This window comes from Amycolatopsis sp. AA4 (assembly GCF_002796545.1).
In the GTDB taxonomy this organism is placed as follows: domain Bacteria; phylum Actinomycetota; class Actinomycetes; order Mycobacteriales; family Pseudonocardiaceae; genus Amycolatopsis.
The window spans coordinates 4,321,871-4,348,240 of record NZ_CP024894.1; the positions used below are offsets into that span (position 1 = coordinate 4,321,871).

At 71.4% G+C, this 26,370-nt stretch carries 31 protein-coding genes and 1 riboswitch; of the genes, 12 read left to right on the top strand and 19 right to left on the bottom strand.

Annotation, left to right across the window (positions count from 1 at the left end; all coding sequences use genetic code 11):
- Window positions 1-535: 535 nt before the first annotated feature.
- From CU254_RS20085 to CU254_RS20100, 4 genes are read left to right on the top strand one after another with little or no spacing between them, the layout of a single operon-like run.
- Window positions 536-1,828, top strand: coding sequence for a sugar ABC transporter substrate-binding protein (locus CU254_RS20085; protein ID WP_037714258.1), 1,293 nt, complete (start codon window positions 536-538; stop codon window positions 1,826-1,828).
- Window positions 1,825-2,811 carry a carbohydrate ABC transporter permease gene (locus CU254_RS20090; RefSeq protein ID WP_009078823.1) on the top strand — a complete coding sequence of 329 codons (987 nt, stop codon included), beginning with the start codon at window positions 1,825-1,827 and terminating at the stop codon, window positions 2,809-2,811. The genes CU254_RS20085 and CU254_RS20090 overlap by 4 nt, the downstream gene beginning before the upstream one ends.
- Window positions 2,808-3,638 (top strand): carbohydrate ABC transporter permease, encoded by an 831-nt coding sequence (locus CU254_RS20095; protein WP_009078824.1) that lies wholly within the window; start codon window positions 2,808-2,810, stop codon window positions 3,636-3,638. Before CU254_RS20090 ends, CU254_RS20095 begins: the two co-directional genes overlap by 4 nt.
- Window positions 3,635-5,086: a glycoside hydrolase family 3 protein gene (locus CU254_RS20100; RefSeq protein WP_009078825.1), complete on the top strand. Its 1,452-nt coding sequence runs from the start codon at window positions 3,635-3,637 to the stop codon at window positions 5,084-5,086. Before CU254_RS20095 ends, CU254_RS20100 begins: the two co-directional genes overlap by 4 nt.
- 57 nt (window positions 5,087-5,143) lie before the next feature.
- Here CU254_RS20100 and CU254_RS20105 read toward each other — a convergent pair whose 3' ends face one another.
- Entirely contained in the window at window positions 5,144-5,794 is a 651-nt protein-coding gene (locus CU254_RS20105; protein ID WP_009078826.1) for a hypothetical protein, read from the bottom strand.
- A gap of 45 nt (window positions 5,795-5,839) precedes the next feature.
- Complete coding sequence (locus CU254_RS20110) at window positions 5,840-6,274, bottom strand: ATP-binding protein (RefSeq protein WP_100266832.1); 435 nt, start codon at window positions 6,272-6,274, stop codon at window positions 5,840-5,842.
- Between the two features lie 300 nt (window positions 6,275-6,574).
- On the opposite strand from CU254_RS20110, the gene CU254_RS20115 reads away from it, so the two are divergent.
- Window positions 6,575-7,066: a hypothetical protein gene (locus CU254_RS20115; RefSeq protein WP_037717560.1), complete on the top strand. Its 492-nt coding sequence runs from the start codon at window positions 6,575-6,577 to the stop codon at window positions 7,064-7,066.
- 114 nt (window positions 7,067-7,180) lie between these two features.
- Window positions 7,181-7,357: a CsbD family protein gene (locus CU254_RS20120; protein ID WP_009078829.1), complete on the top strand. Its 177-nt coding sequence runs from the start codon at window positions 7,181-7,183 to the stop codon at window positions 7,355-7,357.
- Window positions 7,358-7,854: 497 nt separating this feature from the next.
- Here the strand turns inward: CU254_RS20120 and CU254_RS44230 are convergent, their stop codons facing one another.
- The 4 genes from CU254_RS44230 to CU254_RS20145 all read right to left on the bottom strand — a co-directional run bounded on the left by CU254_RS44230 (window position 7,855) and on the right by CU254_RS20145 (window position 12,670).
- Window positions 7,855-10,020: an ANTAR domain-containing protein gene (locus tag CU254_RS44230; protein WP_234392856.1), complete on the bottom strand. Its 2,166-nt coding sequence runs from the start codon at window positions 10,018-10,020 to the stop codon at window positions 7,855-7,857.
- Between the two features lie 257 nt (window positions 10,021-10,277).
- On the bottom strand, window positions 10,278-11,249 hold the full coding sequence (locus CU254_RS20135; protein WP_037714260.1) for an L-threonylcarbamoyladenylate synthase: 972 nt from the start codon (window positions 11,247-11,249) through the stop codon (window positions 10,278-10,280).
- Between the two features lie 70 nt (window positions 11,250-11,319).
- Window positions 11,320-12,246, bottom strand: coding sequence for a sensor histidine kinase (locus tag CU254_RS20140; protein WP_037714262.1), 927 nt, complete (start codon window positions 12,244-12,246; stop codon window positions 11,320-11,322).
- A gap of 181 nt (window positions 12,247-12,427) precedes the next feature.
- The gene (locus CU254_RS20145) at window positions 12,428-12,670 is read right to left on the bottom strand and encodes a hypothetical protein (RefSeq protein WP_009078833.1); all 243 of its coding nucleotides are present in this window, start codon (window positions 12,668-12,670) and stop codon (window positions 12,428-12,430) included.
- 128 nt (window positions 12,671-12,798) lie between these two features.
- On the opposite strand from CU254_RS20145, the gene CU254_RS20150 reads away from it, so the two are divergent.
- The 3 genes from CU254_RS20150 to CU254_RS20160 all read left to right on the top strand — a co-directional run bounded on the left by CU254_RS20150 (window position 12,799) and on the right by CU254_RS20160 (window position 14,446).
- Complete coding sequence (locus tag CU254_RS20150; protein WP_037714268.1) at window positions 12,799-13,281, top strand: hypothetical protein; 483 nt, start codon at window positions 12,799-12,801, stop codon at window positions 13,279-13,281.
- Window positions 13,282-13,368: 87 nt separating this feature from the next.
- Window positions 13,369-13,878, top strand: a complete 510-nt coding sequence (locus CU254_RS20155; protein WP_009078835.1) for a DUF4383 domain-containing protein — start codon at window positions 13,369-13,371, stop codon at window positions 13,876-13,878.
- Between the two features lie 127 nt (window positions 13,879-14,005).
- Entirely contained in the window at window positions 14,006-14,446 is a 441-nt protein-coding gene (locus CU254_RS20160; RefSeq protein ID WP_009078836.1) for an SRPBCC family protein, read from the top strand.
- A 26-nt stretch (window positions 14,447-14,472) separates the two neighbouring features.
- Here CU254_RS20160 and CU254_RS20165 read toward each other — a convergent pair whose 3' ends face one another.
- The 4 genes from CU254_RS20165 to CU254_RS20180 are packed head-to-tail and all read right to left on the bottom strand — an operon-like array spanning window position 14,473 to window position 17,529.
- Complete coding sequence (locus CU254_RS20165) at window positions 14,473-14,958, bottom strand: GNAT family N-acetyltransferase (RefSeq protein ID WP_009078837.1); 486 nt, start codon at window positions 14,956-14,958, stop codon at window positions 14,473-14,475.
- Window positions 14,959-14,998: 40 nt separating this feature from the next.
- Window positions 14,999-15,985 (bottom strand): zinc-binding dehydrogenase, encoded by a 987-nt coding sequence (locus CU254_RS20170; RefSeq protein WP_037714270.1) that lies wholly within the window; start codon window positions 15,983-15,985, stop codon window positions 14,999-15,001.
- A 20-nt stretch (window positions 15,986-16,005) separates the two neighbouring features.
- On the bottom strand, window positions 16,006-16,803 hold the full coding sequence (locus CU254_RS20175; protein WP_009078839.1) for a helix-turn-helix domain-containing protein: 798 nt from the start codon (window positions 16,801-16,803) through the stop codon (window positions 16,006-16,008).
- Between the two features lie 36 nt (window positions 16,804-16,839).
- On the bottom strand, window positions 16,840-17,529 hold the full coding sequence (locus CU254_RS20180; protein WP_009078840.1) for a nitroreductase family protein: 690 nt from the start codon (window positions 17,527-17,529) through the stop codon (window positions 16,840-16,842).
- A gap of 70 nt (window positions 17,530-17,599) precedes the next feature.
- Between CU254_RS20180 and CU254_RS20185 the strand changes: the two genes are divergently transcribed.
- A complete protein-coding gene (locus CU254_RS20185) occupies window positions 17,600-18,457 on the top strand; it encodes a LysR family transcriptional regulator (RefSeq protein ID WP_009078841.1) in 858 nt (285 codons plus the stop codon).
- Between the two features lie 34 nt (window positions 18,458-18,491).
- On the opposite strand, the gene CU254_RS20190 is transcribed toward CU254_RS20185, so the two are convergent.
- From CU254_RS20190 to CU254_RS20200, 3 genes are all read right to left on the bottom strand, one after another.
- Window positions 18,492-19,310: an NmrA family NAD(P)-binding protein gene (locus CU254_RS20190; RefSeq protein WP_009078843.1), complete on the bottom strand. Its 819-nt coding sequence runs from the start codon at window positions 19,308-19,310 to the stop codon at window positions 18,492-18,494.
- Entirely contained in the window at window positions 19,307-19,879 is a 573-nt protein-coding gene (locus tag CU254_RS20195) for a TetR/AcrR family transcriptional regulator (RefSeq protein WP_009078846.1), read from the bottom strand. The genes CU254_RS20190 and CU254_RS20195 overlap by 4 nt, the downstream gene beginning before the upstream one ends.
- A 62-nt stretch (window positions 19,880-19,941) precedes the next feature.
- A complete protein-coding gene (locus CU254_RS20200) occupies window positions 19,942-20,541 on the bottom strand; it encodes a nucleotidyltransferase family protein (protein WP_009078848.1) in 600 nt (199 codons plus the stop codon).
- A gap of 110 nt (window positions 20,542-20,651) precedes the next feature.
- Here CU254_RS20200 and CU254_RS20205 point away from each other — a divergent pair, with 110 nt between their 5' ends.
- Complete coding sequence (locus CU254_RS20205) at window positions 20,652-21,026, top strand: nuclear transport factor 2 family protein (protein WP_009078851.1); 375 nt, start codon at window positions 20,652-20,654, stop codon at window positions 21,024-21,026.
- 231 nt (window positions 21,027-21,257) lie between these two features.
- Window positions 21,258-21,357: riboswitch (glycine riboswitch) on the bottom strand.
- 33 nt (window positions 21,358-21,390) lie between these two features.
- Here CU254_RS20205 and CU254_RS20210 read toward each other — a convergent pair.
- Complete coding sequence (locus CU254_RS20210; protein WP_009078853.1) at window positions 21,391-21,972, bottom strand: MerR family transcriptional regulator; 582 nt, start codon at window positions 21,970-21,972, stop codon at window positions 21,391-21,393.
- Between the two features lie 259 nt (window positions 21,973-22,231).
- Here CU254_RS20210 and CU254_RS20215 point away from each other — a divergent pair, with 259 nt between their 5' ends.
- On the top strand, window positions 22,232-22,861 hold the full coding sequence (locus tag CU254_RS20215; RefSeq protein WP_037714272.1) for a TetR/AcrR family transcriptional regulator: 630 nt from the start codon (window positions 22,232-22,234) through the stop codon (window positions 22,859-22,861).
- A 15-nt stretch (window positions 22,862-22,876) separates the two neighbouring features.
- On the opposite strand, the gene CU254_RS20220 is transcribed toward CU254_RS20215, so the two are convergent.
- The 5 genes from CU254_RS20220 to CU254_RS20240 all read right to left on the bottom strand — a co-directional run bounded on the left by CU254_RS20220 (window position 22,877) and on the right by CU254_RS20240 (window position 25,961).
- Window positions 22,877-23,350: a bifunctional nuclease family protein gene (locus CU254_RS20220; RefSeq protein WP_009078856.1), complete on the bottom strand. Its 474-nt coding sequence runs from the start codon at window positions 23,348-23,350 to the stop codon at window positions 22,877-22,879.
- 212 nt (window positions 23,351-23,562) lie between these two features.
- Entirely contained in the window at window positions 23,563-24,333 is a 771-nt protein-coding gene (locus tag CU254_RS20225) for a MerR family transcriptional regulator (protein WP_009078858.1), read from the bottom strand.
- Window positions 24,330-24,800 (bottom strand): glycogen accumulation regulator GarA, encoded by a 471-nt coding sequence (garA, locus tag CU254_RS20230; protein ID WP_009078859.1) that lies wholly within the window; start codon window positions 24,798-24,800, stop codon window positions 24,330-24,332. The genes CU254_RS20225 and garA overlap by 4 nt, the downstream gene beginning before the upstream one ends.
- A gap of 125 nt (window positions 24,801-24,925) precedes the next feature.
- Window positions 24,926-25,309, bottom strand: a complete 384-nt coding sequence (gene gcvH, locus CU254_RS20235; RefSeq protein WP_009078861.1) for a glycine cleavage system protein GcvH — start codon at window positions 25,307-25,309, stop codon at window positions 24,926-24,928.
- A gap of 55 nt (window positions 25,310-25,364) precedes the next feature.
- Window positions 25,365-25,961 carry a CDP-alcohol phosphatidyltransferase family protein gene (locus CU254_RS20240; RefSeq protein ID WP_009078863.1) on the bottom strand — a complete coding sequence of 199 codons (597 nt, stop codon included), beginning with the start codon at window positions 25,959-25,961 and terminating at the stop codon, window positions 25,365-25,367.
- Window positions 25,962-26,370: the final 409 nt, after the last annotated feature.

Here is a 26,370-nt window from a genome sequence, read left to right on the forward strand (position 1 = left end):
TGGGAGTGATGTGACGCGTGGTACACAAGAGGTTTTCCGAGGTCACCGGGGGTACGACCCGCCCCGACCGGGATGAAACTCACCCACCCCGGGTCACTGTCGGCGGCCGATTCGCCACGCGTCGCAGTGAGTGATCAGCCATCCGGGGGCGGAGCGGCGCCCTGTCCCGAACCGGACAGCGGTTGCCGCGAATCCGGAGTTCCGCGTTCGCGCAAGGGCCGAAAGTCGGTCGCTCGGCGCCGCCGCGAATCCGCGCGCGGAGCGCGACACGCCCGGCCCGGCGAGCCGTTCACGAACAACTCCCGTGCGCCGGAAACCCTTGCCCGCACCGCGGAAATCGCCCTCTACCAGCACTTTTATCCGCAGGGCCGGTAACGGCCCGGACACGCAGCGTCAACCCGGCCGACGTCTTCGCAACATCTTGGCAACCGGCTTGACACCGGCTGTGGTCCGGACCACTCTGCAGGACATTGGTCTACACCATTTGTCATTCAGCCCCGGTCGCCGACGACCGGGCACCGAAAGGACGAGACACGTGAAGCGCTGGCTCAAGCTGGCGGCGGGAGCCGCCGCCATCACGCTCGCCACGGCCGGGTGCGCCGGCTCCGGCGGGAGTGAGAACGCCTCGAGCGCTGGGGGCGCGCAGGACGGCAAGCTGACGGTCTGGCTGATGACCGGCTCCGCGCCGGACGGCCTGACCGCCGCCCTGAACAAGGAATTCGAGGCCGCCCACCCCGGCGTCAAGGTCGACTACCAGATCCAGCAGTGGAACGGCATCCAGCAGAAGCTGACCACCGCGCTGGCGAGCGACACCCCGCCGGACGTCATCGAGGTCGGCAACACCCAGACGCCCGCGTTCGCCTCCCAGGGCGTGCTGGCCGACCTCTCCGGCGACGTCAACAACCTCAACGGCGGGCAGTGGCTCGCCGGGCTCAAGGCGTCCGGCCAGTACGACGGCAAAACCGTCGGCGTGCCGTTCTACGCCGCGAACCGCGTCGTGATGTACCGCAAGGACATGTTCGAGCAGGCCGGCATCACCCAGCCGCCCGCCTCGAACGACGAATGGCTCGCGGACATCGCGAAGCTGAAGACGAAGTTCGGCAGCGACCCGCAGTTCCAGCCGCTCTACATGCCGGGCCAGAACTGGTACGCGCTGTCGTCGTTCATCTGGGACAACGGCGGCGACATCGCGAAGGCCGAGGGCAAATCCTTCAAGTCCTCGCTCGACACGCCGGAAGCCAAGGCGGGCCTCGAGTTCTACAAGAAGCTCGTGGACGCCTCCGGCACCACCGCGCCCAAGGACAACGACGAGGCCACGCCGCAGCAGGCGGGCATCTACGGCGCGGGCAAGGTCGCCATGTTCATCGGCACCCCGAACGAGGTGGCGACCGCCGCGAAGACCGACCCGGGCATCACCGCCAAGACCGGCGCGTTCCCGATCCCGTCGAAGACTCCCGCCCAGACCGCCCCGGTGTTCCTCGGCGGCTCGAACCTGGTCGTCCCGCTCAACAGCAAGCACCAGGACCTCGCCAAGGACTACCTGAAGCTGCTGACCAGCACCAAGTACATGACGCAGCTCGCCGCCGCCGGTTACGTGCCGGGCACCTCCACCGACGTCAGCGCCCTCGACAAGGACCCGCTGGGCTCGGTGATGGCGAAGGCGTCGAAGAACGGCCACGCGATGCCGGCCAGCCCGAAGTGGGGCGAGGTCGAATCCGGCCAGAACCCGCTGAAGGACATGCTGACCGCTTACCTGACCGGGAAGAAGACCCTCGACCAGGCCGCGGCCGACGCGAACACGGCCCTCGACAAGATCATCGGCGGATGACCGCGACGAAGGACAAGCCGATGCCGGCGGGGGCGACCCCGCCGGCATCGGCGCACGTCGGGGCGGCGCGGAAGCGAGGAAGCGGCTGGTTCAGCGAACGGCTCATGCCGTACCTGCTGATCCTGCCCGCGCTCGCCGCCGTGCTGGTGCTGCTCGGCTGGCCCACCGTCCAGATGCTCGGCATCAGCCTCCGCCAGCTCGACCTGCGCGAGCTGGTGACCGGCAAGATGGTGTGGATCGGCTTCAAGAACTACACCGACGTGCTGTCCGACCCCGAGTTCTGGGCAGTCGCGCTCCGCACGGTCCTCTTCACCGGCGCGCTCGTCGCCGCGACGCTGCTCGTGGCGCTGCTGATCGCGGTGCTGATGCGGCATCTGCACCCGGTGCTGCGGATCTTCGTGCAGGTCTCGCTGGTGCTCGCGTGGGCGGTGCCGGTCATCGCCACCACCACGGTGTTCCAGTGGATCTTCGACCAGCAGTACGGCATCCTCAACAAGACGCTGGACCGGCTGGGCTTCCATTCGTTCATCGGGTACTCGTGGTTCTCCACCGGTGCGAGCACGCTCGTGGTGATCGGGCTGCTGGTGCTGTGGCAGGCCGTGCCGTTCGTCGCGTTCACGCTCTACGCGGGCCTCATCGGCGTGCCGCGCGAGCAGTACGAGGCGGCGGGCATCGACGGGGCCGGGCCGTGGCAGACGTTCCGCGCGGTCAGCTGGCCCGCGATCCGGCCGATCCTGACGATGGTGACGTTCCTGTCGATGCTGTGGGACTTCAACATGTTCGCCCAGGTGTGGGCCATCCGCCAGGGCGGCCCGGACGGCGCGAGCACGACGCTGGCGATCCTGCAGTACCTCAAGGGCATCGCGGGCAGCCACTTCGGCTCCGCCGCGGCCATCGCGACCATCATGCTGGTGCTGCTCCTGCTGGTCACCGGCCGGTACGTGCAGCTGCTGGTCCGGACCAAGGACGGGGAGATCGCATGAGGAAGTCCCTGCCCGCCCGGGTGCTGGTGTCGGTCGCCGGCGTCCTCGTGGCGCTGCTGTTCCTCTTCCCGACGTACTGGATGTTCACGACGTCGCTGAAGACGCCGGGCGACGTGCTGTCGCCCAAGTACGACCTGATCCCGACCTCGGCGACGCTGTCGAACTTCGCGTCGGCGCTGACCAAGCCCGGGTTCGTCACGTACCTGAGCAACAGCCTGATCGTGACGCTCGGCGCGGTGCTGGCCGCGCTCGTGGTGGGCGTGCTCGCGGCGATCCCGCTGGCGCGCTTCCGTTTCCGCGGCCGCAAGGGGTTCCTGCTGCTGATCCTGGTGGCGCAGCTGGCCCCGCTCTCGGCGCTGTTCATCCCGATGTACCTGCTGATGCGCGACATCGGGCTGCTGAACACGCTGCCGTCGCTGCTGCTGGTGTACTTCGCGACGTCGCTGCCGTTCACCGTGTGGATGCTCTACGGGTTCGTCAACGGCATCCCGTATGACCTCGAAGAGGCCGCGATGATCGACGGCTGCAGCCGGGTCGGCGCGTTCCGCCGGGTCACGCTGCCGCTGCTCGGCCCGGGACTGGTGACCACGTCGGTGTTCAGTTTCATCACCGCGTGGAACGAATTCCTGTTCGCCCTGGTGTTCATGCGGGACCAGTCGAAGCAGACCCTGCCGGTGTGGCTGTCGTCGTTCAAGACCGCGTTCTCGATCGACTGGGGCGGCGTCATGGCCGCGTCGGTGATCTACGCGATCCCCGCGGTGATCTTCTTCCTGATCGTGCAACGGAAACTCGTGTCCGGCATGACCGCCGGGGCGGTGAAGGGATGACGGTGGCCGACCCTCGCGAACTGGCCGAAGCCGTTCTGCTGCCCGGATTCGCGGGCACCACGGCACCGGACTGGGTGCGCCGCCGCCTCGCCGAGGGGCTCGGCGGCGTGATCCTGTTCGGCCGCAACGTGGTCGACGACGAGCAGGTCGCCGCGCTCACGTCCGCGCTGCGGTCCGAGCGCGACGGGGTCGTCATCGGGATCGACGAGGAGGGCGGCGACGTCACCCGCCTCGACGTCGGCAAGGGTTCGTTCGTGCCCGGCCCGCTCGCGTTGGGCGCGGCCGGGGACCCGGAGCTGACCGCGTCCGTCGCGGCCGCGCTCGGCGAACGGCTGGCGGCGTGCGGGGTCACGGTCAACCTCGCTCCGTGCGCGGATCTCACGCTCGCGGCGGAGGATCCGGGCATCGGCGTGCGGGCGTTCGGCTCGGACCCGGTCGCGGCCTCGCCGCACGTCGCGGCGTTCGTGACCGGGATGCAGAAGTACGGCGTCGCCGCGTGCGCGAAGCACTTCCCCGGCCACGGCGCGGCGACCGAGGATTCGCACCTCTCGCTGCCGGTGCTGCCGCGAACCGCGGCCGAACTCCGGGAAGTGGAACTGGTCCCGTTCGCCGCCGCGATCGACGCGGGCGTCCGGACGGTCATGTCCGGGCACCTCGTCGTGCGGGAATGGGGCGAGGAGCCGGCGACGTTCAACCGGACCGCGCTCGTCGACGTGCTGCGCGGCGAACTGGGGTTCACCGGAACGGTCATCACCGACGCACTGGAGATGGGCGCGATTTCCGGCGCGTACGGACGGCACGACGGAATCGGCGAGGCCTCGGTCCGGGCTCTCCTGGGCGGCGCGGACGCGCTGTGTCTCGGCGGCGCCGCGTTCGACGCCGAGACGCTGGACCGGACCGCGGAGGCGATCGTCGCGGCGGTGACCGAGGGGCGGCTTTCGGTGGAGCGGCTGGCCGATGCCGCTGCCCGGACCGCTTCGCTGGGCACCTCCCCCGCGCCGGCGGCGGTGCGGCCGGTGGACTGCTCGCTCGGCCTGTCCGCCGCGCGGGCCGCCTTGCGGATCACCGGCACGCCTCGGCTCGCCGGCGCGTCGCTGGTGGTGGACGTGCAGACCGAACCGGGCATCGCCGCCGGCCCGATGCCCTGGGGGCTGGGGGCGCATCTGGCGGAACTGGTTCCGGGCACCCGCACGCTCGCGGTTTCCCCGGACGAGGTCTCGCGGGTCCGGGCCGAGGCCTCGGCGGCGGACAGCGTCGTGGTGGTGACCCGGGAGGCGCACCGGCATCCGGCGGTGCGCGAGTTCCTGGCCGGTCTGTCCACTGTGGACTACATCCGGGTCGAGACCGGGGTGCCCGGGCCGGACCCCGGCGCCGGGCCGCGGATCGACACCTTCAGCGGCTCTTACGTGAGCCTGCGGGCCGCGGCGGAGTACCTCGCTCGCTCCTGACGCCGTCCGCACGCGGAGGAACCCCGGGACCCGCGGGGTTCCTCCGCATCCGCCGGCCTAAAAGCGGCCGCTCCACGAGGATCCGACGGCTGTCCGGGACGCGCCGCTCCCGGGCGCCAGATCGAGGACGTCGAGCAGGCTCGGCTCCTCGTCGACGGCGTGGTGCAGATGCCCGATCTTGGCGGTTCGCCGGTCTGCCCCGGAAGTGCCGGAGAGATGCCAGACGCCGTCGCCCCCGTCGTGCCGGACGTGCAGAATCGGTTCCTTGCGCTCGAAAACCTCGGCGGTCTGCACGCAGGCCGTTTCCCGCAGCCAGTGCAGCATCCACCACGCCCGCCGGTCGCGCTGCAGCGCCAGATCGGCGACCGCCCAGACGAACGGCAGGTCCGGGTGGGCGCGCGCCTGCTCCGCGGACAGGTCCGGCCCGCCTTCCGGCACGCGTTCGAACGGCTCGTCGATCAGGGAGAACGCGTGCCCGTCTTCGTTGACGAAGACGACCGCGTGAAACGTCCCGCCGCCGGGGTTGCCCGCGCCGATCCCGACCGACAGACGGGCGACGTGCGGCTCCGCGCCGGTCGTCCAGCCGAACGCGTACGAGGCCAATTCTCCCCGCGGCCCCGCGAACTCCCCGAACGCCCGCCGGTCCATTCCCGTGACCGCGCGGGTCGGCGCCTCGCGAAGCGCCCCCTCCACCACTTGGATCTCCACTGCCGCAACCTAGCGGATCATGCTCCGGGCCGGGCGCGGATCCGGTCAGACGGCCAGCTCGGCCCAGACGGTCTTGCCGCCTTCCCGGGGCGTCTGCCCCCAGCGGACGGCGATCGCGTTGATCAGGGCCAGCCCGCGTCCCCCGCCCGCGTAGCCTTCGCGGTAGCGGGCGAGGTCCGGCAGCGAATCGGACACCTCGATCAGCAGCCGGTCCCCGCGCAGCGTCAGGGCCAGCGCGGACGGCGGGCGCGCGTGCCGCATCGCGTTGCAGACCATCTCGTCGAGCACCAGGCGCACGTCGGCCACCGTGTCCGCGTCGACCTGCGGGCGATGGCCGCACAGGAACGCCGCGGCCTGGTCCCGGATCCGGCGCAGCATCGCGGAATCCTGTGCCAGCGCCAAGTCCAGCCTCGGGCTCGTTTCCTCCGGCGGCCCGGCGCGCTCGGGCGAGCGGCTGCGCCGGAATTCGTCCACACTCACGCTTGACCTCCTCCTCGGCCGGTGCCGCGCCTGTGCGGAGGAGATACCCGCATCTGCCGCGGTCCACTCCACCCTCGGCACCGGACGCTCCCCTCGCCGCCAGGAAAGCCGATTCGCCGGTACCGGCGGCGAATTTCGCCACAATTTCCTGGCAGATCCCCGGCAACCGGGTACCCGCGGACCGCGGAGGCCAAACCGGAATCCCGGGAAATGAGCGCACAGCCGGTCGCCGCACGGTTCCCGGACCGTATTTTTCGGCTTTGGCCTGCGGGGCTTCTCGCGCTGTGCCACCTTTTCCCCATGACTGAGATGCCTCGTTACCCGTCCCCTTCCGCCGAACCTCCCGCCGAAGCCCCGCCGCGCCCCGGGGTGATCACGGGGGCCTTCTGGGCGTTCGTCGCCGCGACGCTCGTCGGCCTGGTCGGAGCCGTGGTCTTGTTCTTCGCACGCGACGCGCTCGCCGACGCGATGCGAAGAGCCAACGGGCAGAACGCCGCACGCCTCACCGACGCCCAGATCGACCAGGCCGTCACGATCGGCATCGTCGTCGGAGCGGTGATCGCGATCGCGATCGCGTTGCTGCGCCTGCTGTTCGCGTTCAAGCTCCGCGCGGGCCGCAACTGGGCGAGGATCGTGCTCACGGTGCTCACCGCGCTCCAGGTGCTCTCCCTGCTGGCCGGACAGAGCACGGTCGTCGGCTACGTCAGCACCGCGCTGGCCGTGGTCGGCGTCGTGCTGTCCTTTCTCCCGGACGCCAACCAGTACTTCGCCGCCGCGAAAACGCCTCGCTGACCGCGCGGGCGCCGTTTGCGCGCCGCCTCGGGCGGGTAGTCCGGATTCATCGCGAAGATCGCTTTTCCTGCCGCGGGACGAAGATCTCCCCGGAGACGAGAAGAAGGTAACGAGATGAGCGACACCGCCGGACACAAGGCCGAGGAACTCAAGGGCAAGGCCAAGGAAGCGCTCGGCAACGCCACCGGGAACGAGCAGTGGCAGGCCGAGGGCAAAGCCGAGCAGGCGAAAGGCGCCCTCAAGCAAGCGGGAGAAAAGGTCAAGGACGCCGTCGACGGCGTGAAAGACTGACCTGAGGCCAGAGCGGCGGCCGGGACTGCGGTTCCGGCCGCCGCTGCCTGCTGCCCGGCCGCCGCTGCCTGCTGCCCGGCCGCCGCTGCCTGCTGCCCGGCCGCCGCTGCCTGCTGCCCGGCCGCTGACCCCGTGCGAAAGCCCGCGGACCGTGCGCACGACGACGGCGGTTTCGATGCCCTGCCAGAACATCCGCCTCGCCGGGCCGGGAGCGAAGCTCAGCACCCGTTGCGCCTGTTCGCGCTCGTCGATTGCCATGACCGCACTTTAAGGAGCGGCCCCGACAAGAAAGCGCCCGCGAACGGGAGGAGAAGAAGCCTTCGCCCGATCGTGGCGCTCCGTCCGAGTTCCGGACACCACCGGTCGGCGCACCGCACCGATCGCGGCGGCAGACACCCCCCGGAACGCCGGCGAAACCTGCGGCAAGCGGCGGCCGGTTCCGGGGCGATCGCGACCGAAACCAGCCGGATACGGCTCGGCCGCCACCGGATCCGCGATCAGTCCTGGTCGAGTTCGCCGTGCCGGTCGGTGAGAGTGCGGGCCACCTCCACCAGTTTCACGTTCAGGTCCTGGGACGTCCGGCGCAGCAGGTCGAACGCCTCGTCCGCGCTCAGGCCCTCCCGGTTCATCAGGATCCCCTTCGCCTGGCCGATGACGTCCCGGCTGTCGACGGCCCGCCGGAACTCCGCGCGGCGCAGCTCGGCCGCCTTCCGCAGGTGCGTGTTCGCCAGCGCGAGCGACGCGTGCGTCGCCAGCAGCAGCGCGACGCGGCGGTCGGTCTCGGCCAGGCTGTCCGGGCGGCGGGAGTAAATCGTCAGCGAACCCGCCGCGCGGTCCAGGCCGGGAGCCGCCGGGAGCTGGGTGGAAAACGCCGCCCGGCAACCGAGTTCGCGTGCGGCGGCGGTGAACCGCGGCCACCGCGCCTCGGCCGTCAGATCCGCGCTGGCGACGCAGCTCGGGCCGTCCGCGCGGGCTGCCTCGACGCAGGGGCCGTCCCCGCTCCGGTACTGGATCCGGTCCAGTTCGGCGGCGGTCTTCGCGGTCCGCGCGGCGGTGGAGAAGCGGCCGTCGGAGCCCAGCACCGTCACGCTGACCCAGTCCGCACCGGCGATCGCCGCCGCCGTCGCTTCGACGACCTGGCGCAGCACGTCCGCGACCGAGGTGGCGGACAGCAGCATCCTGCTCAGCGCCTCGAACCGGCCCGCGGCGTCCGTCTTGGCCCGGTCGCCGGGCAGCACCAGTCCGCTTTTCGCCGAGGCGCGGCCGCACTCCCGTTCCGCCGCACCGGGTTCGCTTCGCAGCGCGATGGCGGTGCGAACGAAGTTCCGGCTGCCAGGGAAACGAACGTGCTCGGCGGTGTCCCGCTGCAGCGTCGCCGACGGCGACTCGCCGTAGGCAGCGCGGTAGTGGGCGGCGAAGACGCTCGGCGCGTAGCCCCAGCGCGCGGCGATCCGGGCGACGGTGTCCTCCTCCGGCTGGGCGGCGCGCAGTTCCGCTCGGGCGCGGTCCAGCCGGGCCCGGCGCAGGTACGCCATCGGCGTGGTGCCGAGGTGCCTGCGGAAGGCCAGCTGCACCGCGCGGGCCGAAACGCGGGCCGCCGCGGCGATCTCCCCGATCTCGACGGAACGGTCGAGATTGGCCTCGATGAACGAGATCGCGCGGCGAAGCGTCCGCGAATGGGCGTCGAGCCCGTCCCCGGGCCGTTCGGCGGACGCCGTGTGCGGGAACGCGTTCAGCACGGCCACGGCGAAGTAGCGCGCCGCCGTCGCCACGGCCAGCGGATTCTCCCCGACCCCGGGCACGCCGAGGACGTCGTCGCGCAGATGCGCGGCCGCGGCCCGCAGGTGCTGGGCGGCGCTGGCGTCGACCGGCCGGCGGTCGAGCAGCCGCACCGGCCGGTCGACACCCGCCGCCTCGCTCAGCAGGATCGGGTCGAACAGGGTGACGCTGTACTTGGCGCGCGCGATCCGGCCGGTGCAGGGCCGGTCCGCGGCCGAGAAGGTCACCAGGTCCCCGGGGCCGAACGTCTCCGTTTCCCGCCGGCCGTCCGCGCGATGATCCTCGATCCTGCCCGCTTCGACGTCGCACAGGCAGATCGCGCCCAGCGGCTCGACGGCGTAGCTCATCTCGAAGGACAGCTCGAGCCGGTCGGTCATCAGCCCGTCCACCGCGTGCCTGCGGATGTGCGTGCTCGCGCGGCCGGTGTCGCTGCCGATCCGCGTCGGCGCGTACGCGCTGCTCAGGAACGCCTCGATGCGGCCGAGATCGTCGCTGTCGAAGGCGAGCGACCGCACCGCGCCGCTCGCCGCCAACGGCTGCCGGACGTCCCCGGACCGGGCCAGCGCCTCCGCCAGCGACGCGGACCGCCGGACGGCTGCGCCGGGGTCGGCGCTGTCCAGCATCGCCGTCGTGGCCTCGTCCGGCGCCGCCAGCAGCACGCAGTCGCGGTCACGGGCGAACGAGACCAGTGCCCGGGCCAGCAGGGCGGTCAACGGCCGCATGCCCCGCAGGTCGACCACCACCCGCGTGCCCGGCGAGACCGCACGGCCCGCCGCGTGCAGGGCGTCGGCGATTTCGGCCGCGTGAGTCGTCGCGAGCCGGTCCGGCAAGGTCAGCACCACGGCATCCCCGAGCTGCCGAGGGGTGATCTTCAGGTCCGTCACGGCAGCCGCACGACCCCGCTTCGCGCGAAGACGCCCTGGTCGGGCTGGGCTGGACGGGATGCTCGGCACTCGGCGGTCGCCACACGCACTCCTAGGAGCGGGCCGGACCGGGCGCAGGGTGCGCCGCGGCCAGGGGATGGTGGACGCTGCCTGCTTAACGCACCGGGCGAAAAGCCTACCCGGCACGATCTTGGGCCGGATCAGGGCACGCCGGAACCGGCCGTGCGGGAGCTGCCGAACTGTCTACTGTGGACCGTTCAGGAACGAGGCCCCGCGGCGCGGCGCAGCCGGTTCGCGATCGCCAGGCCCAAGCCGGTCTCCTCCGGAAGCGACGCGACGATCAGGTCGCACCCCTGCCGGTCCAGCTCGCGCAGGAAGCCGTAAAGGCCGCGCGCGTACTCGGCCGTCGATTCCGGAACCGCCACCACCGCGTGCGCCTCCGGGGCTCCGCCGTTCTGGGAAGGCGGCAGGAAAACCCCCACCCGGTGCCCGAGTTTCCGCGCGTGCGCCGCTTCCGCGACCACCTGGTCCGGCTCGACGAGAACGACCTTCGCCCGCGGCGCGTAATGCGACGGATGCTGGCCGGGAACCCGGATCGGGCTCGTGGACGGCACGTCGAGAGGGCCGCCGAGCACCGCTTCCAGGTCTTCCCGGGGCACGCCGCCGGGCCGCAACACGCTGAGGGTGTCGCTGGTCGCGTCAACAATGGTGGACTCGACGCCGACCTGGCAGGGGCCGCCGTCCAGCACGAAGTCGACGGCGTCGCCCAGCTCCGCGCGGACGTGCTCGGCGGTGGTCGGGCTGACCGAGCCGAACCGGTTCGCCGACGGGGCCGCCGCGCCGCCGCCGAACGCCGACAGCAGCGCCAGCGCGACCGGATGGTCCGGCACGCGCACCCCGACCGTCTCGAGGCCGCCAGTCGCCGCCGACGACACCCGGGGGCCGCGCCGCAGCACCAGGGTCAGCGGCCCCGGCCAGAACCGCTCGGCCAGCAGCCGTGCCGGTTCGGGCAGCTTCTCGACCCAGCCGTCGAGGAACCCGGCCCCGGCGAGGTGCACGATCAGCGGATGCGTGGACGGGCGGCCCTTCGCCTGGTAGATGCGGGAAACCGCGGCCGGATCGGAGGCGTCGGCGCCCAGGCCGTAGACCGTCTCGGTCGGGAAGGCCACGAGGCCCCCGGCGCGCAGCACCCCGGCCGCCTTCTCGATGTCGCCAGCTGCCGCGGTCACTTTCGCACTCTCCTGCCCGACGAATAGGTTCTCCTCGCCCGCCAGCCTAAAACGCGCCCGCCGGACGCCTTCACCCGGCGGCGAACCTCGCCTCCACCGTCGACCCGGACGGATCCGAATGCATCCGCACCAGGTCCGCGAGATGGTTCACCAGCAGCAGCCCCCGCCCGCGCACCTGGTCCGGGGAAGCCGGGACGCGACCGGCCATCGGATCCGCCAGCCACCCCTCGTCCCGGACCTGGCAGACCAGCTCGCCGTCCGCGAAACCCAGCCGCACCACCGCGGCGCCGCTGCCGTGCTCGACGCTGTTGACCGCCAGTTCGGACACCGCCATCACCGCGTCCTCGACCCGGTCCTCGGGGAGGCCGTGCCGCCGCGCGGTCTCGGCGGTGATCAGGCGGAGGTCGACGAGGTCGGGTTCCGCGACGACGAAGGACCGGGCTCCGGGCGGGGGCGGAAGTTCGCGGTTGTAGTCGGCGACCACGGCGTCGGGCGCGTAGTCGCTGCTCGATCGCCACTCCCCCGTGCCGTCGATCAGCCAGGGATGCGTCCGGAGTGCGTCGGCCAGTTCGGTGGCGCCCAGCGCTTCGGCGTCGTACGGGCAGAGGATGGTCGCCCAGCGGCCCTCGAACGCCAGGTTGATCAACGCTTCGTGCTGCGCGCACGCCGGATACTCCGCGGCCGACCGGCCCGCCCAGATCGGCTCCCCGACGATCCGCACGTGCCGGTCCGGATGCCCGTCGGCGAACGCGCGCAGCACGCCCGGGATGATCCGGCCCGGATTGCGGCCCGCCTCGGTCATGTCGACCAGCAGCACGCGCCCGGCGTCGGCCCCCAGTTCGGCCCTGACCAGGCTCACGTGCTCCGGCGGCGCGGCGACCGCGACCGGTTCGTCCGCCTCCAGCCCGTCGCGGACGAAGGAGACCACGCCGGAGGTGAACTCGGCGGCGCTCCGATAGAAGAGCGCTGGGTGCATGAACGCCTGATCCGCGTACATCACAGACACCCCGCCGGAAACAACGGCTTCTCCGCGGGCATCACGATCTCTACCTCACCTCTGCCGTCCGCCGGACGGCTCGGTTGACCTTGCCGGCCAAGGCTAACCCAGCGGCCGGGCGGGCAGTCCGGCCGTATGGTGCGACAGGCCCGCCGACCTGCCCAAACGTCCTGCGCGGAACCTACCGGCGACCACATCGCCGCCGACGCGAGGCCGAGCCCGGTTTTCCCCGCCCGCGCCCGGAATCGAGCCGTTCGCGCACCTGGCCGAGCCGCCGGACCCGGTCGCGTCCGAAGACCGGCGTCCGCTCCGGCCCGCGCCGCTCGCGAGTGACCAAGATCTCCTCCGGATCGGGGCGCTCGACCTCGCGCACGGTCGGCACGTCCCCGCCGAACTTGGCCGTCACCGCAGCTTGAACAGGCATTCCGCCCTGGTACCCGGCACCGGCCCGGCGAAACGTCGTCTTTCCGGCGGAGTCCGCGGCGGTCCATTGTGGACCGATGGCTGCCCGGCCCCCGGTTGCCCGCGGCCGGGCCGGGTATCCCCACCCGCATGGAGACGTTGCTCGGGATCTACCTCAACGACCAGCTGGCCATGGGACTGGCCTGGCGCGAGCTGGCCCGCCGGGCCGCCCGCAACAACCGGGGCACCGAATTCGAGACGCCGCTGCGGGAGGTGGCGTCGGCGATCGCGGAAGACGTGGCCGCTTTCCGCGGAGTCATGCGGGCGGTGCCGGTCCGCGCGAATCCGGTCAAGGCCGGGCTCGCCGTCGCGGCCGAGCGGCTGGGACGGTTCAAACCGAACGGCAGGATCGCGTCGTACTCGCCGCTGAGCCGGTTCTGGGAACTCGAGGCGCTGGCCATGGGCATCGAGGGCAAGAAGATCCTCTGGACCACGCTGCGGGACGCGGCGAACCTCGGCGAACGGCTGGCCGACGTGGACTTCGACGCCCTGCTCCTGCGCGCGGACCGGCAACGTTCCCTGCTGGAACCGGCGCGGCTGCGGGCCGGCGAGGAGGCGTTCGCCCGGCACTGACCCGGCGGCAGCCGCGAGCGAAGGCCGTTTGCCCCGTTCGCCGCCGGGTAGCCGGGCCACCCGTCTCCCCGAAGAAAGGGCAAACCCATGAACCAGCACGAGGCCGCCGCTTCCCGGCGGCGGCCGGTCCAGACCGCGGCCCTGCTCGCCGCGGCGGCCTTTCTCGTCGTCGGGGTGCTCGGCTTCCTGCCGGGCGTGACCGCCCATTACGGCGAACTCCGGTTCGCCGGCCCGCATTCCGGCGCCGCGCTGTTCGGCGTTTTCGGCGTTTCCGTGCTGCACAACCTGGTCCATCTGCTCTTCGCCGTCGCGGGATTCGCCTGCGCCCGCACGCATACCGCCGCCCGCATGTTCCTGATGCTCGGCGGCCTCGTCTACCTCCTGCTGTGGATCTACGGCGCGGCGATCGACAAGCACAGCGCGGCGAACTTCGTCCCCCTCGACCACGCCGACGACTGGCTGCATCTCGGTCTCGGGATCGGCCTGATCGTCCTCGGCGTCGCGGGCACCGCCGTCGAACGCGCCCGCGGCCAGTACCCGCGGCGCAGCCCGGCCGGGAAGCTCCCGGAGGATTCCCCGGCCGACCGCGACGGGTGACCCGCACCGTCCTCGTTCCGAAGCCCCGCAAGGAAATCTCGTAACCGCCGGAGCCGGTTTGCCCGGCCGCGGAGCCGGGTAGCCCGAGGGTTCGGCAAGACTCGCTGAACTCCGAGGAAAGGTGCCCATGGCTGCTGCAGCGCATTACGTCGAGGTCAACGCTCCCGCGCAGGCGTGCTACGACTGGTGGCGTCCGCTGACCCGGCTGCCGGAACTGTTCTCCGACGTCCAGTCGGTCGAAGCCCTGGACGGCGACGGGACGCGCACCCGGTGGAAGGTCAGCGGACCGGCGGGGTCCACAGTGGAATGGGAGGCCCGGATCGTCGAGGACGCGCCGCCCCGCACGATCGCCTGGACCACGGTGGACGACGCCGATCCGGACGTGCGCAACTCCGGCGTCGTCCGGTTCGAGGACAAGGGCGGCAGCCGCACCGGCGTGGAGATCTCGCTCGAATACCGGCCCCCGGCGGGCAAACTGGGCGAGGCGGTCGCGTCGCTGCTGGCCGACCCGCAGAAGAAGGTCGAGCGGGCCGCCGAGCAGTTCCGGACCGTCATCGAAGCTCGCTGAGGCTCTCCGAAGGACCGGGCCGCGGGTCAGGCGGCCAGGCTGCGCGTGAACGCGACCCGGTCCAGGCCCGGCCCGTCGTAGTCCGGAAGCACGTCGGAGACCTCGAACCCGAGGCGGGCGTGGTACGCGCGCGAAGCGGTGTTCTGCGGGCTGGTGATGCACTTGACCTTCCGCACGCCCGATTCCCGCACCCGCGCGAAGAACCATTCGTACAACGAGCGGCCGATTCCCTGCCCGTGCAGCTCCGGATCGACGCCGACGAAGTGGATGTAGGCGGTCTCCGGGTCGGTCTGCGAGACGAACCCGATCAGGAACGCCGCCAGCGTCCCGTCCGGCCGCTCCGCCAGGCGGCTCGTGGTGGTGAAGTGCTGGAAGTACAGGCGCGGCACCAGCAACGCCCGCTCCCTCGCCCCGGCTTCGCCCTTCAGCCCGCCCCACCACGGTCCCAGCGCGGCGAGCACGCGCGCGTGGTCGTTTTCGGTCGGCTGGCGGAAAGTCAGGTCGGCAGTCATGCCCCGACCCTCTCGTTTTCGCGCCCGGCGAGCAACCTGGTTATCGCCGCGGGTCGACGTGGATCTTCGGCGGCCCCGGCGGCCGCTCGCCGCCGAGCACCGCGGCGACCTCGCCCAGCCCGACGGTCGCCGCCACCAGCGGCCGCGGATCCACCTCGCCGGAGGCGTACGCGTCGATCGCCTGCGCCAAGCCCGGCGACCCGCTCAGCACGCCGATCGCGGTGACGTCCTTCAGCGCCAGCAACCGCGTGTCCAGCAGGCTCGGCTGTCCCGCGAGCCCGATGCACACGATCCGCCCCGCCGGTTCGACGACCTCGGCCGCGAGCGCGGGAGCGGAGCGATCGCCGGTCGCGTCGACCACCGCGTCGAACGGCGGATCCGGAACGCTCGTCCCGGCGGAAAAACCCAAGCCGCGCGCGAATTCCACGGACCACGGCGTCGCGCCCACCAGATGCACCTCGCTGCCCGCGGCGCGGAGGAACAGCGCGGTGAGCAACCCGATCGTCCCCGGGCCGAGAACCAGCACCCGCTCGCCCGCGGCCGCGCGCGCCGCCCGGCACGCGTTGCCGCCCGGTTCGACCAGCGCTCCCGCGACGGGATCCAGCGCGTCCGGCAGCTCGTGCAGCGAGCGCACCGGCACCGCGAGGCGTTCGGCGAGCGCTCCGGCCCGGCCGCCGCGGATGCCGACCTCCTGCCGGTCCGCGCAGACGTGCTGGTGCCCGCCCCGGCACCGGCGGCAGTCCCCGCACCCGAGCATCGTGTCCCCGGTGACGCGGCGGCCGACCCACGCCGGATGCACGCCCGGGCCGGCTTCCGCCACCCGGCCGCACCATTCGTGGCCGAGCCGCATCGGGTACCGGGCGTGCCCGTCGGCGAGGTACTGCATCTCGCCGGTGAAGAACTCGACGTCGGTGCCGCACACCCCGGCCCGCTCCACCTCGACCACGACCTCGCCGACCCCGGCTTCCGGCTCCGGCACCTCGGCCGGCCCGGCCTCCCCCGGCCCGGTCACCACGAACGCCCGCATGGCCCCGATCGTAGCCGCGCTCAGCCCGTCCCGCGCTCGCGCAGGAACGCCGCCGTCGCCGGATCGGCCGGATAGAACGACTCGATCACCAGCTCGGCGACCGTCACGTCCAGCGGGGTCCCGAACGTCGCGACCGTGCTGAAGAACGTCAGCTCCCGGTCCTCGTGCCGGTAGCGCAGCGGCACGAAGATGTCGCCCGGACCGGGGATCTCCACCTCCGGAACCTCGTCGTCGCACGGATATCCGCGCAATTCCTCCAGCAGCTCCGCGAGCCCGGCGTCCGCCGTCTGTTCGACCTGACGGCGCAACCGGCCCAGCAGATGCGCCCGCCACTCCCCCAGGTTCACCACCCGCGGCGCCATCCCGTCCGGGTGCAGCGTCGCGCGCAGCACGTTCACCGGACCGGTCAGCAGCGACGGCGCGACGCCCTCGGTGAGCACGCCGAGGCTGAGGTTGGCGTCGACGAGGTTCCAGCCGCGGTCGACCACCGCCGCCGGGTACGGGTCGTGCCCGGCGAGCAGCCGCCGGACGGCCTCGCGGACCACGGCCATTTCCGGCGCGCCGAGGTCGGACTCGCCGTAGGCCGGCGCGTAGCCCGCGGCGAGCAGCAGGCGGTTGCGTTCGCGCAGCGGGATGTCGAGGTGCTCGCCGAGCCGCAGCACCATGTCCCGGCTCGGCTTGGACCGGCCGGTTTCCACGAAACTCAGGTGGCGCGTCGAGATGTCCGCCGAGATCGCGAGGTCGAGCTGGCTGATGCGGCGGCGGTCGCGCCATTCCCGGAGCAGCTCGCCCACCGGGGCCTTCACCGTAGTCGTCACTCCTGCGACGCTACGGCTTCGCCGGGCGCGGGACCATTACCCCCGAGGTAACGGCGCGTGCACCACCAGCGCCTCGGCGAGCGGTTTGCGTTCGAGGTCGGGTACCTCGCAGTCCGGCGCGGGATAACCGACCGGGAACAGGATGTACGGCCGTTCGGTCGCCGGGCGCGCGAAGACCTCGTTGAGGAAGCCCATCGGGTTCGGCGTGTGGGTGAGCGTCGCCAGCCCCATCGTGTGCAGCGCGGTGATGAACATGCCGCACGCGATGCCGACGCTTTCGTTGACGTAGTAGTTCTTCCGCAGCGAACCGTCCGGCAGCGGCGTGCTCTTCTGCGCGAACGCGACCACCAGCCACGGCGCGACTTCCAGGAACTCCTTGTGCTCGTCGGTTTCGAGCCGGGCGAGCGCCGCGTGCCAGTCCGGCGCGTTGCGCTCCCGGTAGAACTTCCGCTCCTCGACCTCGGCGGCCTCGCGCACCGCGCGCTTGACGTCCGGGTCCGCAGTCGCGACGAACGTCCACGGCTGGTGGTGCGCCCCGCTCGGCGCGGTGTTCGCGATCCGCACCGCGGTTTCGATCGCCTCGAGCGGCACCGGGTCCGGGGAGAACCAGCGGACCGACCGGCGCCGGTCGAGCAGCCGGTACAGCTCCTGCCCGCGCGCGAGGCTTTCCTCCGGGGACAGCCGCGGCGGCGCGTAGGGGACGAACGGGTGCTGGTGCCGGGTCATGCCCCGACCCTGCCGTGCCGAGGGACATCGGTCCAGTTCACATTTCTGGTGAAGGACATAAGCTGGACTGATGTCTCCCTCGTTGCGCCAGCTCGAGTACCTGGTCGCCGTCGCGGACACCGGCGGCCTCACCTCGGCCGCGGAAAGCTGCCACGTGTCGCAGTCGGCGGTTTCGCTCGCGATCGCTTCGCTGGAACGGACTTTGGGCGTGCAGCTCATCCTCCGCGGCCCCGGCCGTACGACCGCGCTGACCGACGCCGGCCGCCAGGTCGTCGGCGAAGCCCGCGCGGTGCTCACCTCGGTCGCCGAGCTCGGCACCGCCGCCCGCGACTACGGCCAAGACCTCGCCGGTCGCTTGACTTTCGGCTGCTACACCCCGCTCGCGCCGCTGCACGTGCCCGCCGCACTGGCGACTTTCCGCACGCAGCACCCGGAAGTCGACGTCTCCTTTGTCGAAGGCACGCTGCCGGACCTGCAGCACCTCCTGCTGGAGGGCCGCTGCGACCTCGCCGTCCTGTACCGGCAGGACCTCGTGCCCGGGATCGCGGTGGACAAGCTGTACGACCAGCCGCCGAGCGTGCTCCTTCCACCGGACCATCCGCTGGCCCGCCGCAAGACGGTTTCCTTGCGCGCCTTGGCCGACGAGCCGTTCGTCCTGCTGGACGTCCCGCCTTCGGAGCGCTATTTCCGGGACGTTTTCGCCGCGGTCGGACTGCCGATGCCGGTCGCGCACCGCACGACGAGCTTCGAACTCGCGCGTGCCCTGGTCGCCCGGGGGCTGGGTTACACGCTCTCGGTGCAGCGGCCGCCATTGGAACTTTCCGTTGAGGGCACGCCGTTCGCCGTCCGTCCGCTGCGCGAGCGGGTCCCGACGACGCCGGTCGTGCTGGCCCGCGCGGAGGGCGCGCGGCTGACCCGGCGGGCGTAAACGTTCCGCGCCTTTTGCCGGGAGTTCTTCGGCTCTAGAGCGTGACGCCGCGCGGTTCGCGGCCGAGCAGCTCAGCCAGCACCGGACTCGTCTCCGCGAAGTGCCCTTGCCGGGCTGCCTCGAACATCGACAGCTTCATCCGGCCCACCTCCTCCGGCTCGCCCGCGATCCACTCCTCGTCGTCCACCACGACGCGCCGCACCGCACGCCCGCTGACCCGCGAGGCAAGCTCGGCCACGTCGTCGAACGTCACCGCCTGCCGGGCGGTCAGCGTCACCGGACCGTCGAACTCCCTTTCCCCGGCGAGAACCACCGCCGCCGCTTCCGCGACATCCGCCCGGTCAGTCCAGGAAACCGGGCCGTCCGCCGGAGCCTTGAGCACCCCGTCCTCGCGCCAGTTCCCGAGCAGCCAACCGATGCTGTGCGCGTAAAACCCGTTGCGCAGCGCCGTCCACGCGACCCCGGACTCGGCGAGAATCCGTTCGGTCGCCGCGTGCTCCGGACCCGGCGGAAACGGAGTGTCCATCCGGGAATTCTGATGACTGGTGTACAGAATCCGTTGCGCTCCAGCCGCTGCAGCCGCCTCGATGCCCGCCCGATGCAGGCCGACGCCGTCCGCATGCGGGTCGCTCGAAGAAACCAACAGTACTTTTTCGGCCCCCTCAAACGATTTCCGCAGCGCCGCGGGATCCTCATAGGACCCCTGCCGCACCCGCACACCTCGGTCCGCGAAGTGCTGCGCCTTGGCGGGGTCCCGCACGCTGACGCCGATTTCCTCCGCCGGAACGCGCTTGAGCAAGTGCTCCACAGTCGCCCCGTTGAGCGCACCGGTCGCCCCCGTGATCACGATCATGTCCGTTCTCCCTTCAGCAACGGCAGGAGGATGTCGTCCACGAGATGCCGCAGGAACCGGTCGTCGCACGGCTCCCCGGCGAAGACGATCCGATGCACGATCACTCCCGGCGCGACCTCGGCGAACAACTCGGCCGCGCCAGGCGCCAATGCGTTGCACGGCAAGCGATCCGTCATCGCCGCCTGGTCCCGGCGCAGGATCCGGCGCATCTCGTCGGCGAGCCGGGGATCGCTGCGCATCCCCGCGAAGAGCGCGCCGAGCAGTCCGATCTCCTGCTCGGCGATCTCGCGCGCCAGCCACCGCACGACGGCCAGCAGGTTCTCCCGCAATCCCCCGGACCGGGCCTCGGGCGGAGCCGAGGCCTGCCGCTGCTCGACCGCCGCCGCGACGAGAGCCGCTTTGTCGCGGTACCGCCGGTAAATCGTCGTCTTGGCCACGCCCGCCCGCGCCGCGATCGCCTCGATGGACAGCTGGTCGTAGCCCACCTCGGCCAGCAGCGCCAAGGCCGCCTCGTGAATCGCCGCGTCCCTGCTGGCATCCCGCGGCCTGCCCACGACTGGCTCCGGCATGCTGGCCCACTTCCGATACGCTACCGTTTCGTATCGAAAGTACACCGATCTCGGGCCACCCGTCAACCGGGCCAAGGCAGGACGGTCAGCTCCGGCCATTGTTCCCGCCACCGCCGGGCTTTCGCCTCGTAACTGCTCCGCGGCGCGTGCCCGGGATTGGGCCGCACGACGAGGTTGAACACGTCCGCGAACCCGTGCGGCGCGTAGACCTGCCACTCCCCTGCCTCGTCCAGGCGGACCCCCAGGCAGGACGTCGTGGACGGGAACGAGTCGATCGCCGCCTCGGTGGACGAGTACGGCACGCAAGGCACGCCGAAACGGTCCTCGTACCAGAGGTGCACCCGTGCCTCGTTGCGGATTTCCACTGTCACCGGGAGATCCCCGAATCGCCGGGCGCCCTCGGCGATGACCGCGTCCTCCGCTTCCCAGCTGAGATCCGAGTCGTCGAAGTAGAACAGGTCGTAGTCCTTGATCCCGTCGGCGGGCGGGCGTCCGGTCGCCGCGTTCCACACGGTCTGACACAGGCATCCCGCGGTCAGATACCAGCTGGGAAGAGCCAGGTCCGCCGCCCGTGCCAGCACTTCGGGCACCAGGTCGTTGCGCGTCACCGTCTCGCGGAATTTCTCGAGTTGCCTGTCGATCGCCAGGCGGCCGTAGTCCATGCCCCGGTTTAGCACGGCGAACCGATTACCTCCCGCGTAATCGACCGGCCGCCGTTGCTGCGACAAGCTTGGCTCTACCGAAAACGGGACGACACAAGGAGAACCCCGACATGACCACCACCGCACCCGCCGCGACCGACCTCGCCCGCCGGTACCTCGACGTCTGGAACGAGACCGACCCGCAGCAGCGGCGCCGGCTCGTCTCGGAGGTGTTCGCCCCCGGCGCGACCTACACCGACCCGCTCGGCGCGGTCGCCGGGCAGGACGAGATCGACGGGTTCATCGGCGGCGCGCAGCAGCAGTTCGCCGGACTCGTCTTCAGCCTGCCCGCGGACCCGGACGCGCACCACGACCTCGCGCGATTCCAGTGGCATCTCTCGGCTCCGGGCAACGACGACCCGATCGCGATCGGGTTCGACGTGATCGAGATCGCCGACGGCCGGATCGCCAAGGTGCACGGGTTCCTGGACAAGATTCCGGGCTGACCCGCTGCGGACGCCGGAGGCTGTGGTCTTGACCACAGACCCGAGGTTCAGACCACCCGGGAGGTCTGAACCTCATCCGGCGAAACCGCCACGCCGCAACACAGGCGTGGCCCTCCCCACTCTGTCCGTACCCCACGGGGCGCCTGAGAGTTTCACCCGCGTGGATAGCCGGGTTTGCACCGTCGGCGGCACCGGCTGGTGGTCTCCTGCCGATGCGCTTTCCAGAGGCGTCTCGTCCGCGCGGTCCAGGGTGCCTGAGAGGTTCCGGGGAGGACTTGCTCCTTCGGCGCCGGACCGGGGATGCCGGTCCGGTCTCTCCCGCGCGGGTTCGTCGATCGCGCGCCCAGTCTAGCGCGGACGAAGATCAGCCCGTGCGGCGGGCGTTGCGGCGCTGGGTCAGCTCGTCCGGCACGACGGCCTCGACCAGTCCGCCGTCGGCGCGCTCGGCCGGGAACTCGTGGATCGTGCCGCTGATCTCCTGCATCGCCCCGCTGACCGCGATGCCGAACACGCCCTGGCCGCCCTGGAGCAGATCCACGATCTCCTCCGGCGACGTGCACTCGTACACCGTGGTGCCGTCGGAGAACAGCGTGACCTTCGCCAGGTCGCGCACCCCGCGCACGCGCAGGTGGTCCACCGCGACGCGGATGTTCTGCAGCGAGACCCCGGTGTCCAGCAGGCGTTTCACCACCTTGAGGACCAGGATGTCCTTGAACGAGTAGAGCCGCTGCGACCCCGAGCCGTGCGCCGTCCGGATGCTGGGCGCGACCAGCTTCGTGCGCGCCCAGTAGTCCAGCTGGCGGTAGGTGATCCCGGCGATCTGGCAGGCCGCGGGACCGCGGTAGCCGACCAGCTCGTCGGGCAGCGAGGCGTCGGGGAACAGCTCGCCCTGCTCGCCGTCGGCGACAGGTCCGGCGGGTATCTCCGGACGACCAGCCTCGACCACCGCAAGCCTCCCCTCGCCCGGCCTCGCGGCGGGGCGTTCGACAGGCCGGTCGAGCCCAGGATCGGGATCGGCCGGGGAAAACTGCCACGAGCGCGCCGGGTCGGCGAATCACATCGTGGCGATTTACCGCCTTTGACGGTAAGGCTGCGCCGCGACCCGGTCAACGCGACGCGCGGCGTGCCTCAAGCGCGTGTCGAGGCTTTGGCCCGTTCGCCGTACGGGATTGCCCTTTTTTACTCGGCCGAGTAACTTCTTACTCATGCAGGTAAACATCGACACGCAAGCCGAACTCGGCCTCAGCGTCACCGAGGCCACCACCCGGGCGCAGATCATCGGCGCGACCATCGCCACGATCGCCGACCACGGGTACGCGCGCACCACCTTCGCGCGCATCAAGGAGCGGGCCGGGCTCAGCAGCACGCGGCTGATCTCGTACCACTTCACCAACAAGGCCGGCCTCATGCAGGCGGTGCTGAGCACGGTGTCCGAGACCAAATCGGAATACCTGCGCGAGCGCAGCGCGGGCGTCGACCCGGCGGACCGGCCGGGGAACCTGCGCGCGTACATCGAAACGTCGGTCGCGTTCCTGCGCGACTATCCGCAATGCGAGCGGGTGCTGGTCGAGATGGCCGCGCACGCCGACGACCGCGACGGCTGGGCGATGACCGGCGTGATGGTCGGGCAGCTGCGCACCGGCGCGCTGCAGCGGCAGCTGGAACAAGGCCGCAAGGAAGGGGCGTTCGGGGACATCGCTCCGGAGATCGTGGCGCTGTCCATCGCGCAGGCCATCGACGGGGTCGCGGCCGCCTACGCCGCCGATCCGTCGATCGACCTGGACCGCTACGGCCGGGAACTGGCCGACCTGTTCGCCCGCGCCACCGCGCGGTGACCGGGCGCCCGGAGATCAGGTGTCGGCGCCGCGGAAGTCTTCCGGGGACACGGAGTCGAGGAACTCGCGGAACTTCTCGACCTCGTCCTCCTGCTCGTCCGGGATGATCAGCCCGGCCTCCTCGAGCACCGCGTCGACGGCGTGGATCGGAACGCCGATCCGCAGCGCCAGCGCGACCGAATCGCTCGGGCGGGCCGAGACCCGGATGTCGCCGTCGAAGACCAGCTCGGCGAAGAACGTGCCTTCCTTGAGGTCGGTGATCACGACCTGCTCGAGCTCGCGGCCGAGCGCGCCGATGACCTCTTTGAGCAGGTCGTGGGTCAGCGGCCGGGCGGGGCGGACGCCTTGCTGTTCCAGGGCGATCGCGGTGGCTTCGACCGAGCCGATCCAGATCGGCAGGTACCGCTCGCCCTCGGTCTCCCGCAGCAACAAGATCGGCTGATTCGCGGGCAGTTCGACCCGCACGCCGACGACGCGCATCTCGCTCATCGGGCTTCGCCTCCCTCTCGTGCACACGGGCCGCAGCGCTCGCGACGGCTGACGACCGTTGTCTCCGACGCTACCCGTCATCCGGGCGCTGTGCTCGCTCGCAGCGGACATTCTCGGTTCGTGGTCTCGCGAACCGTCTCTCACGGTACGGCATCCCGGCGCTGAGATTCAGTCATTGACACGTGACGAAATCCGCGTCCCGGGCATCCGGGTCAATCGCCGGCGACGCCGCGGATCCCGGCCTTGACGAGCAGGGTGTGCAGCGTGACCGACAACGCGGCCAGTTCGCGCACTACCTCGTCGGCGCGCGCCTTCGCGTCCGCGTCACGATGCCGGTACGCCGGGGTCACGATCTGCTCCAGCAGGCCGACCTCGCGGTCGGCCGCGGCGCGGAACGCGCGCAGGTGCCGCGGTTCGAGCCCGAATTCGGTCATCGCTTTGACGGTGCGCGCGATGAGCACCGACTCCGGGCCGAAAAAACCCGCCGCGCCGGGGCGCAGCAGGCCGTACTGGCAGAGCTCGGCGAGCATCGCGTCGTCGATGCCCGCCTGCTCCAGCAGGTCTTCCTGGGTGAGCCGGGTGTCCGGCCCGGTCTCGAAGTCCGCCGCCGCGGGCAGTCCCGCCGGATCGCTCCCGTCGCCGAGCGGCACGAGCCGCCGCGGCAGCTGGGGCGCCGACGGGACCGGCGCGGGCGGTTGCGCGCCCGCGTCGGCCGCGTCGAGCTGCTCCTTGATGACCTTGAGCGGGAGATAGTGGTCGCGCTGCGCGGACAATACGTACCGCAGGCGTTCCACGTCCGCCGACGAGAACTGCCGGTACCCCGAGGGCGTGCGGCCCGGGCGGACCAGGCCTTCCGCCTCGAGGAAACGGATCTTGGAGATCGTGACGTCGGGGAAGTCCCCGCGCAGCTGCGCGAGCACCGCCCCGATGCTCAACCCGTCCCGCCGGGCCTCCTGACGACCGGGCTGCCCGGCCGCCGTCACTGCGCCCCCTGGCCCCCGTGCCCCGGGCCGGTCAGGAAGACCAGGCGGAACTTGCCGATCTGCACCTCGTCGCCGCCGGCGAGGACGGCCTGGTCGACCGGCTCGCGGTTGACGTAGGTGCCGTTCAGGCTGCCGACGTCGATCACGACGAACTCCCCGCCCTCGCGCCGGAATTCCGCGTGGCGGCGGGAAACCGTGACGTCGTCGAGGAAGATGTCGCTGTCGGGGTGCCGTCCCGCGCTGGTGGTGTCGCGGTCGAGCAGGAAGCGGGAGCCCGCGTTGGGCCCGCGCTTCACGACCAGGAGGGCGGAACCCGGCGGGAGGGCGTCGACGCCCTGCACCGGTGCCTCGGCGGCCGGCGCGGACTCCTGCTGGCCTTCCATGTCGGCCAGGAAATCGGCCCGGAAGACAGAGGTCCGCTCCGGAGACTGCTCCGGGGGAACGCCGGGCCCGTCGTTCGTGCTCACCTGAGCTCTCCTCTACGCATGAAGTGTTGTCATCGACCAAGAACGTGCAGCTGTCAACGTACCGTGCCCGACCGGCCCGGAACCCTCGGGCTCCCCTTGCGGCTCCGGGCGCCGGGCCGGGCGGCTCAGCCCTTGATGAGCGCCTGGTACGCCTCGGCCTCGAGCAGCGCCTCGAGCCCGGCCGGGTCGTCGAGCCGGATCTCCACGAGCCAGCCCTCGCCGTAGGGGTCGGAGTTGATGAGCTCCGGCGAATCGGAGACCGCGGAGTTGACCGCGACGATCTCGCCGTCGACCGGCGCGAACAGCTCCGAGACGCTCTTCGTGGACTCGACCTCGCCGAACGGGTCGCCCGCCCCGACCTGCTTGCCGACCTCGGGCAGGTCGACGAACACGACGTCGCCGAGCTGGTCCTGCGCGTATTCGGTGATGCCCACCCGCACGAGCGAACCCTCGCGGGTCGCGACCCACTCGTGCTCCTCGGTGTAGCGCAGTTCTTCCGGAGTGGTCAACGCCGCTCCCCTTCCTGGTGCTGGCTGTGCTCGCGATGGTGCCGACAATCTTCCATCACCGGGTGCGCAGCGCGCGAGCCGCCTGCACGACGTAGAGCGCGCCGGACCAGACATACAGGACGCCGCCCCACACCATGAACGCGTAGGCGATCGGCCGCGCGACCGCGGCGACGTCCGAGCCGCCCTGCGTGAGCAGCAGGAACGGGAAGGCGTACATGAGGACGAAGGTCGCGCCCTTGCCGATGTAGGTCACCTCGGGCGGCGCGAACCCGCCGCGGCGCAGCAGGAGCACGCACACGCCGAGCACCAGCTCGCGCAGCACCAGCGGGACGACGACCCACCACGGGATGATGTCGCGGATCAGGAACGCGACGAGCGTGGCGAGGATGTAGAGCCGGTCCGCGGCGGGGTCGAGCAGCTGCCCGAGCCGCGACATCTGGTCGAGCCAGCGGGCGAGCTTGCCGTCGAGCCAGTCGGTGAGCGCGGAGAAGATCAGCAGGGCGAGCGCCCAGCCGTCCTCTTTCGGGCCGAGCAGCAGCCAGAGGAACACCGGGACGCCCGCCAGCCGCAGCAGCGACAGCAGGTTGGGGATGGTGAGCGCCTGCCGCCACAGGGAGGGCTCGGCCGGGGGCTCGTCGGGGACCGTGGTCACGCGGCCAGCCTAGAGCGGACGGGATCGCGAGGTTTGTCCTGGCGGGGTGAAAGGCGGGGCCGCGGTTGTGCTGGGCGGGGTTCGGGCGCGGGAGGGCGCGGGCCGGGGTTCGCGTGCCGGGGATCCGGCGGGTGCGCCGCCTCGATGCGGCGTTCGGCGCGTCCCGCGCACCGAACGCCGCCTCGGGGTTTTCTCGGCAATGCGGCGAATTCGCAGCGGAGCACCGGTGCGCTTCGCTCCCGCGGAAGTCCGTGAAGGGCTCCTTCAGGGAATCTGATTCCCTCAAGGAGCCCTTCACGGACCTCGGCATCGCGCGTGGTTTGTCGGCGAGGCGAGATCCCGCGCACGGAAGGTGGCCGACGCCGTCGGGGCGCCCGTGGTGCGACGAGGAAGTGTTCGGCGAACCGGC

Coding starts and splice junctions, on each gene's coding strand:
- CU254_RS20090 (WP_009078823.1), top strand. CDS start 1,825: ATGACCGCGACGAAGGACAAGCCGATGCCGGCGGGGGCGACCCCGCCG.
- CU254_RS20095 (WP_009078824.1), top strand. CDS start 2,808: ATGAGGAAGTCCCTGCCCGCCCGGGTGCTGGTGTCGGTCGCCGGCGTC.
- CU254_RS20100 (WP_009078825.1), top strand. CDS start 3,635: ATGACGGTGGCCGACCCTCGCGAACTGGCCGAAGCCGTTCTGCTGCCC.
- CU254_RS20115 (WP_037717560.1), top strand. CDS start 6,575: ATGACTGAGATGCCTCGTTACCCGTCCCCTTCCGCCGAACCTCCCGCC.
- CU254_RS20120 (WP_009078829.1), top strand. CDS start 7,181: ATGAGCGACACCGCCGGACACAAGGCCGAGGAACTCAAGGGCAAGGCC.
- CU254_RS20140 (WP_037714262.1), bottom strand. CDS start 12,246: ATGTACGCGGATCAGGCGTTCATGCACCCAGCGCTCTTCTATCGGAGC.
- CU254_RS20145 (WP_009078833.1), bottom strand. CDS start 12,670: ATGCCTGTTCAAGCTGCGGTGACGGCCAAGTTCGGCGGGGACGTGCCG.
- CU254_RS20150 (WP_037714268.1), top strand. CDS start 12,799: ATGGAGACGTTGCTCGGGATCTACCTCAACGACCAGCTGGCCATGGGA.
- CU254_RS20155 (WP_009078835.1), top strand. CDS start 13,369: ATGAACCAGCACGAGGCCGCCGCTTCCCGGCGGCGGCCGGTCCAGACC.
- CU254_RS20160 (WP_009078836.1), top strand. CDS start 14,006: ATGGCTGCTGCAGCGCATTACGTCGAGGTCAACGCTCCCGCGCAGGCG.
- CU254_RS20165 (WP_009078837.1), bottom strand. CDS start 14,958: ATGACTGCCGACCTGACTTTCCGCCAGCCGACCGAAAACGACCACGCG.
- CU254_RS20170 (WP_037714270.1), bottom strand. CDS start 15,985: ATGCGGGCGTTCGTGGTGACCGGGCCGGGGGAGGCCGGGCCGGCCGAG.
- CU254_RS20180 (WP_009078840.1), bottom strand. CDS start 17,529: ATGACCCGGCACCAGCACCCGTTCGTCCCCTACGCGCCGCCGCGGCTG.
- CU254_RS20185 (WP_009078841.1), top strand. CDS start 17,600: ATGTCTCCCTCGTTGCGCCAGCTCGAGTACCTGGTCGCCGTCGCGGAC.
- CU254_RS20190 (WP_009078843.1), bottom strand. CDS start 19,310: ATGATCGTGATCACGGGGGCGACCGGTGCGCTCAACGGGGCGACTGTG.
- CU254_RS20195 (WP_009078846.1), bottom strand. CDS start 19,879: ATGCCGGAGCCAGTCGTGGGCAGGCCGCGGGATGCCAGCAGGGACGCG.
- CU254_RS20200 (WP_009078848.1), bottom strand. CDS start 20,541: ATGGACTACGGCCGCCTGGCGATCGACAGGCAACTCGAGAAATTCCGC.
- CU254_RS20205 (WP_009078851.1), top strand. CDS start 20,652: ATGACCACCACCGCACCCGCCGCGACCGACCTCGCCCGCCGGTACCTC.
- CU254_RS20215 (WP_037714272.1), top strand. CDS start 22,232: ATGCAGGTAAACATCGACACGCAAGCCGAACTCGGCCTCAGCGTCACC.
- CU254_RS20220 (WP_009078856.1), bottom strand. CDS start 23,350: ATGAGCGAGATGCGCGTCGTCGGCGTGCGGGTCGAACTGCCCGCGAAT.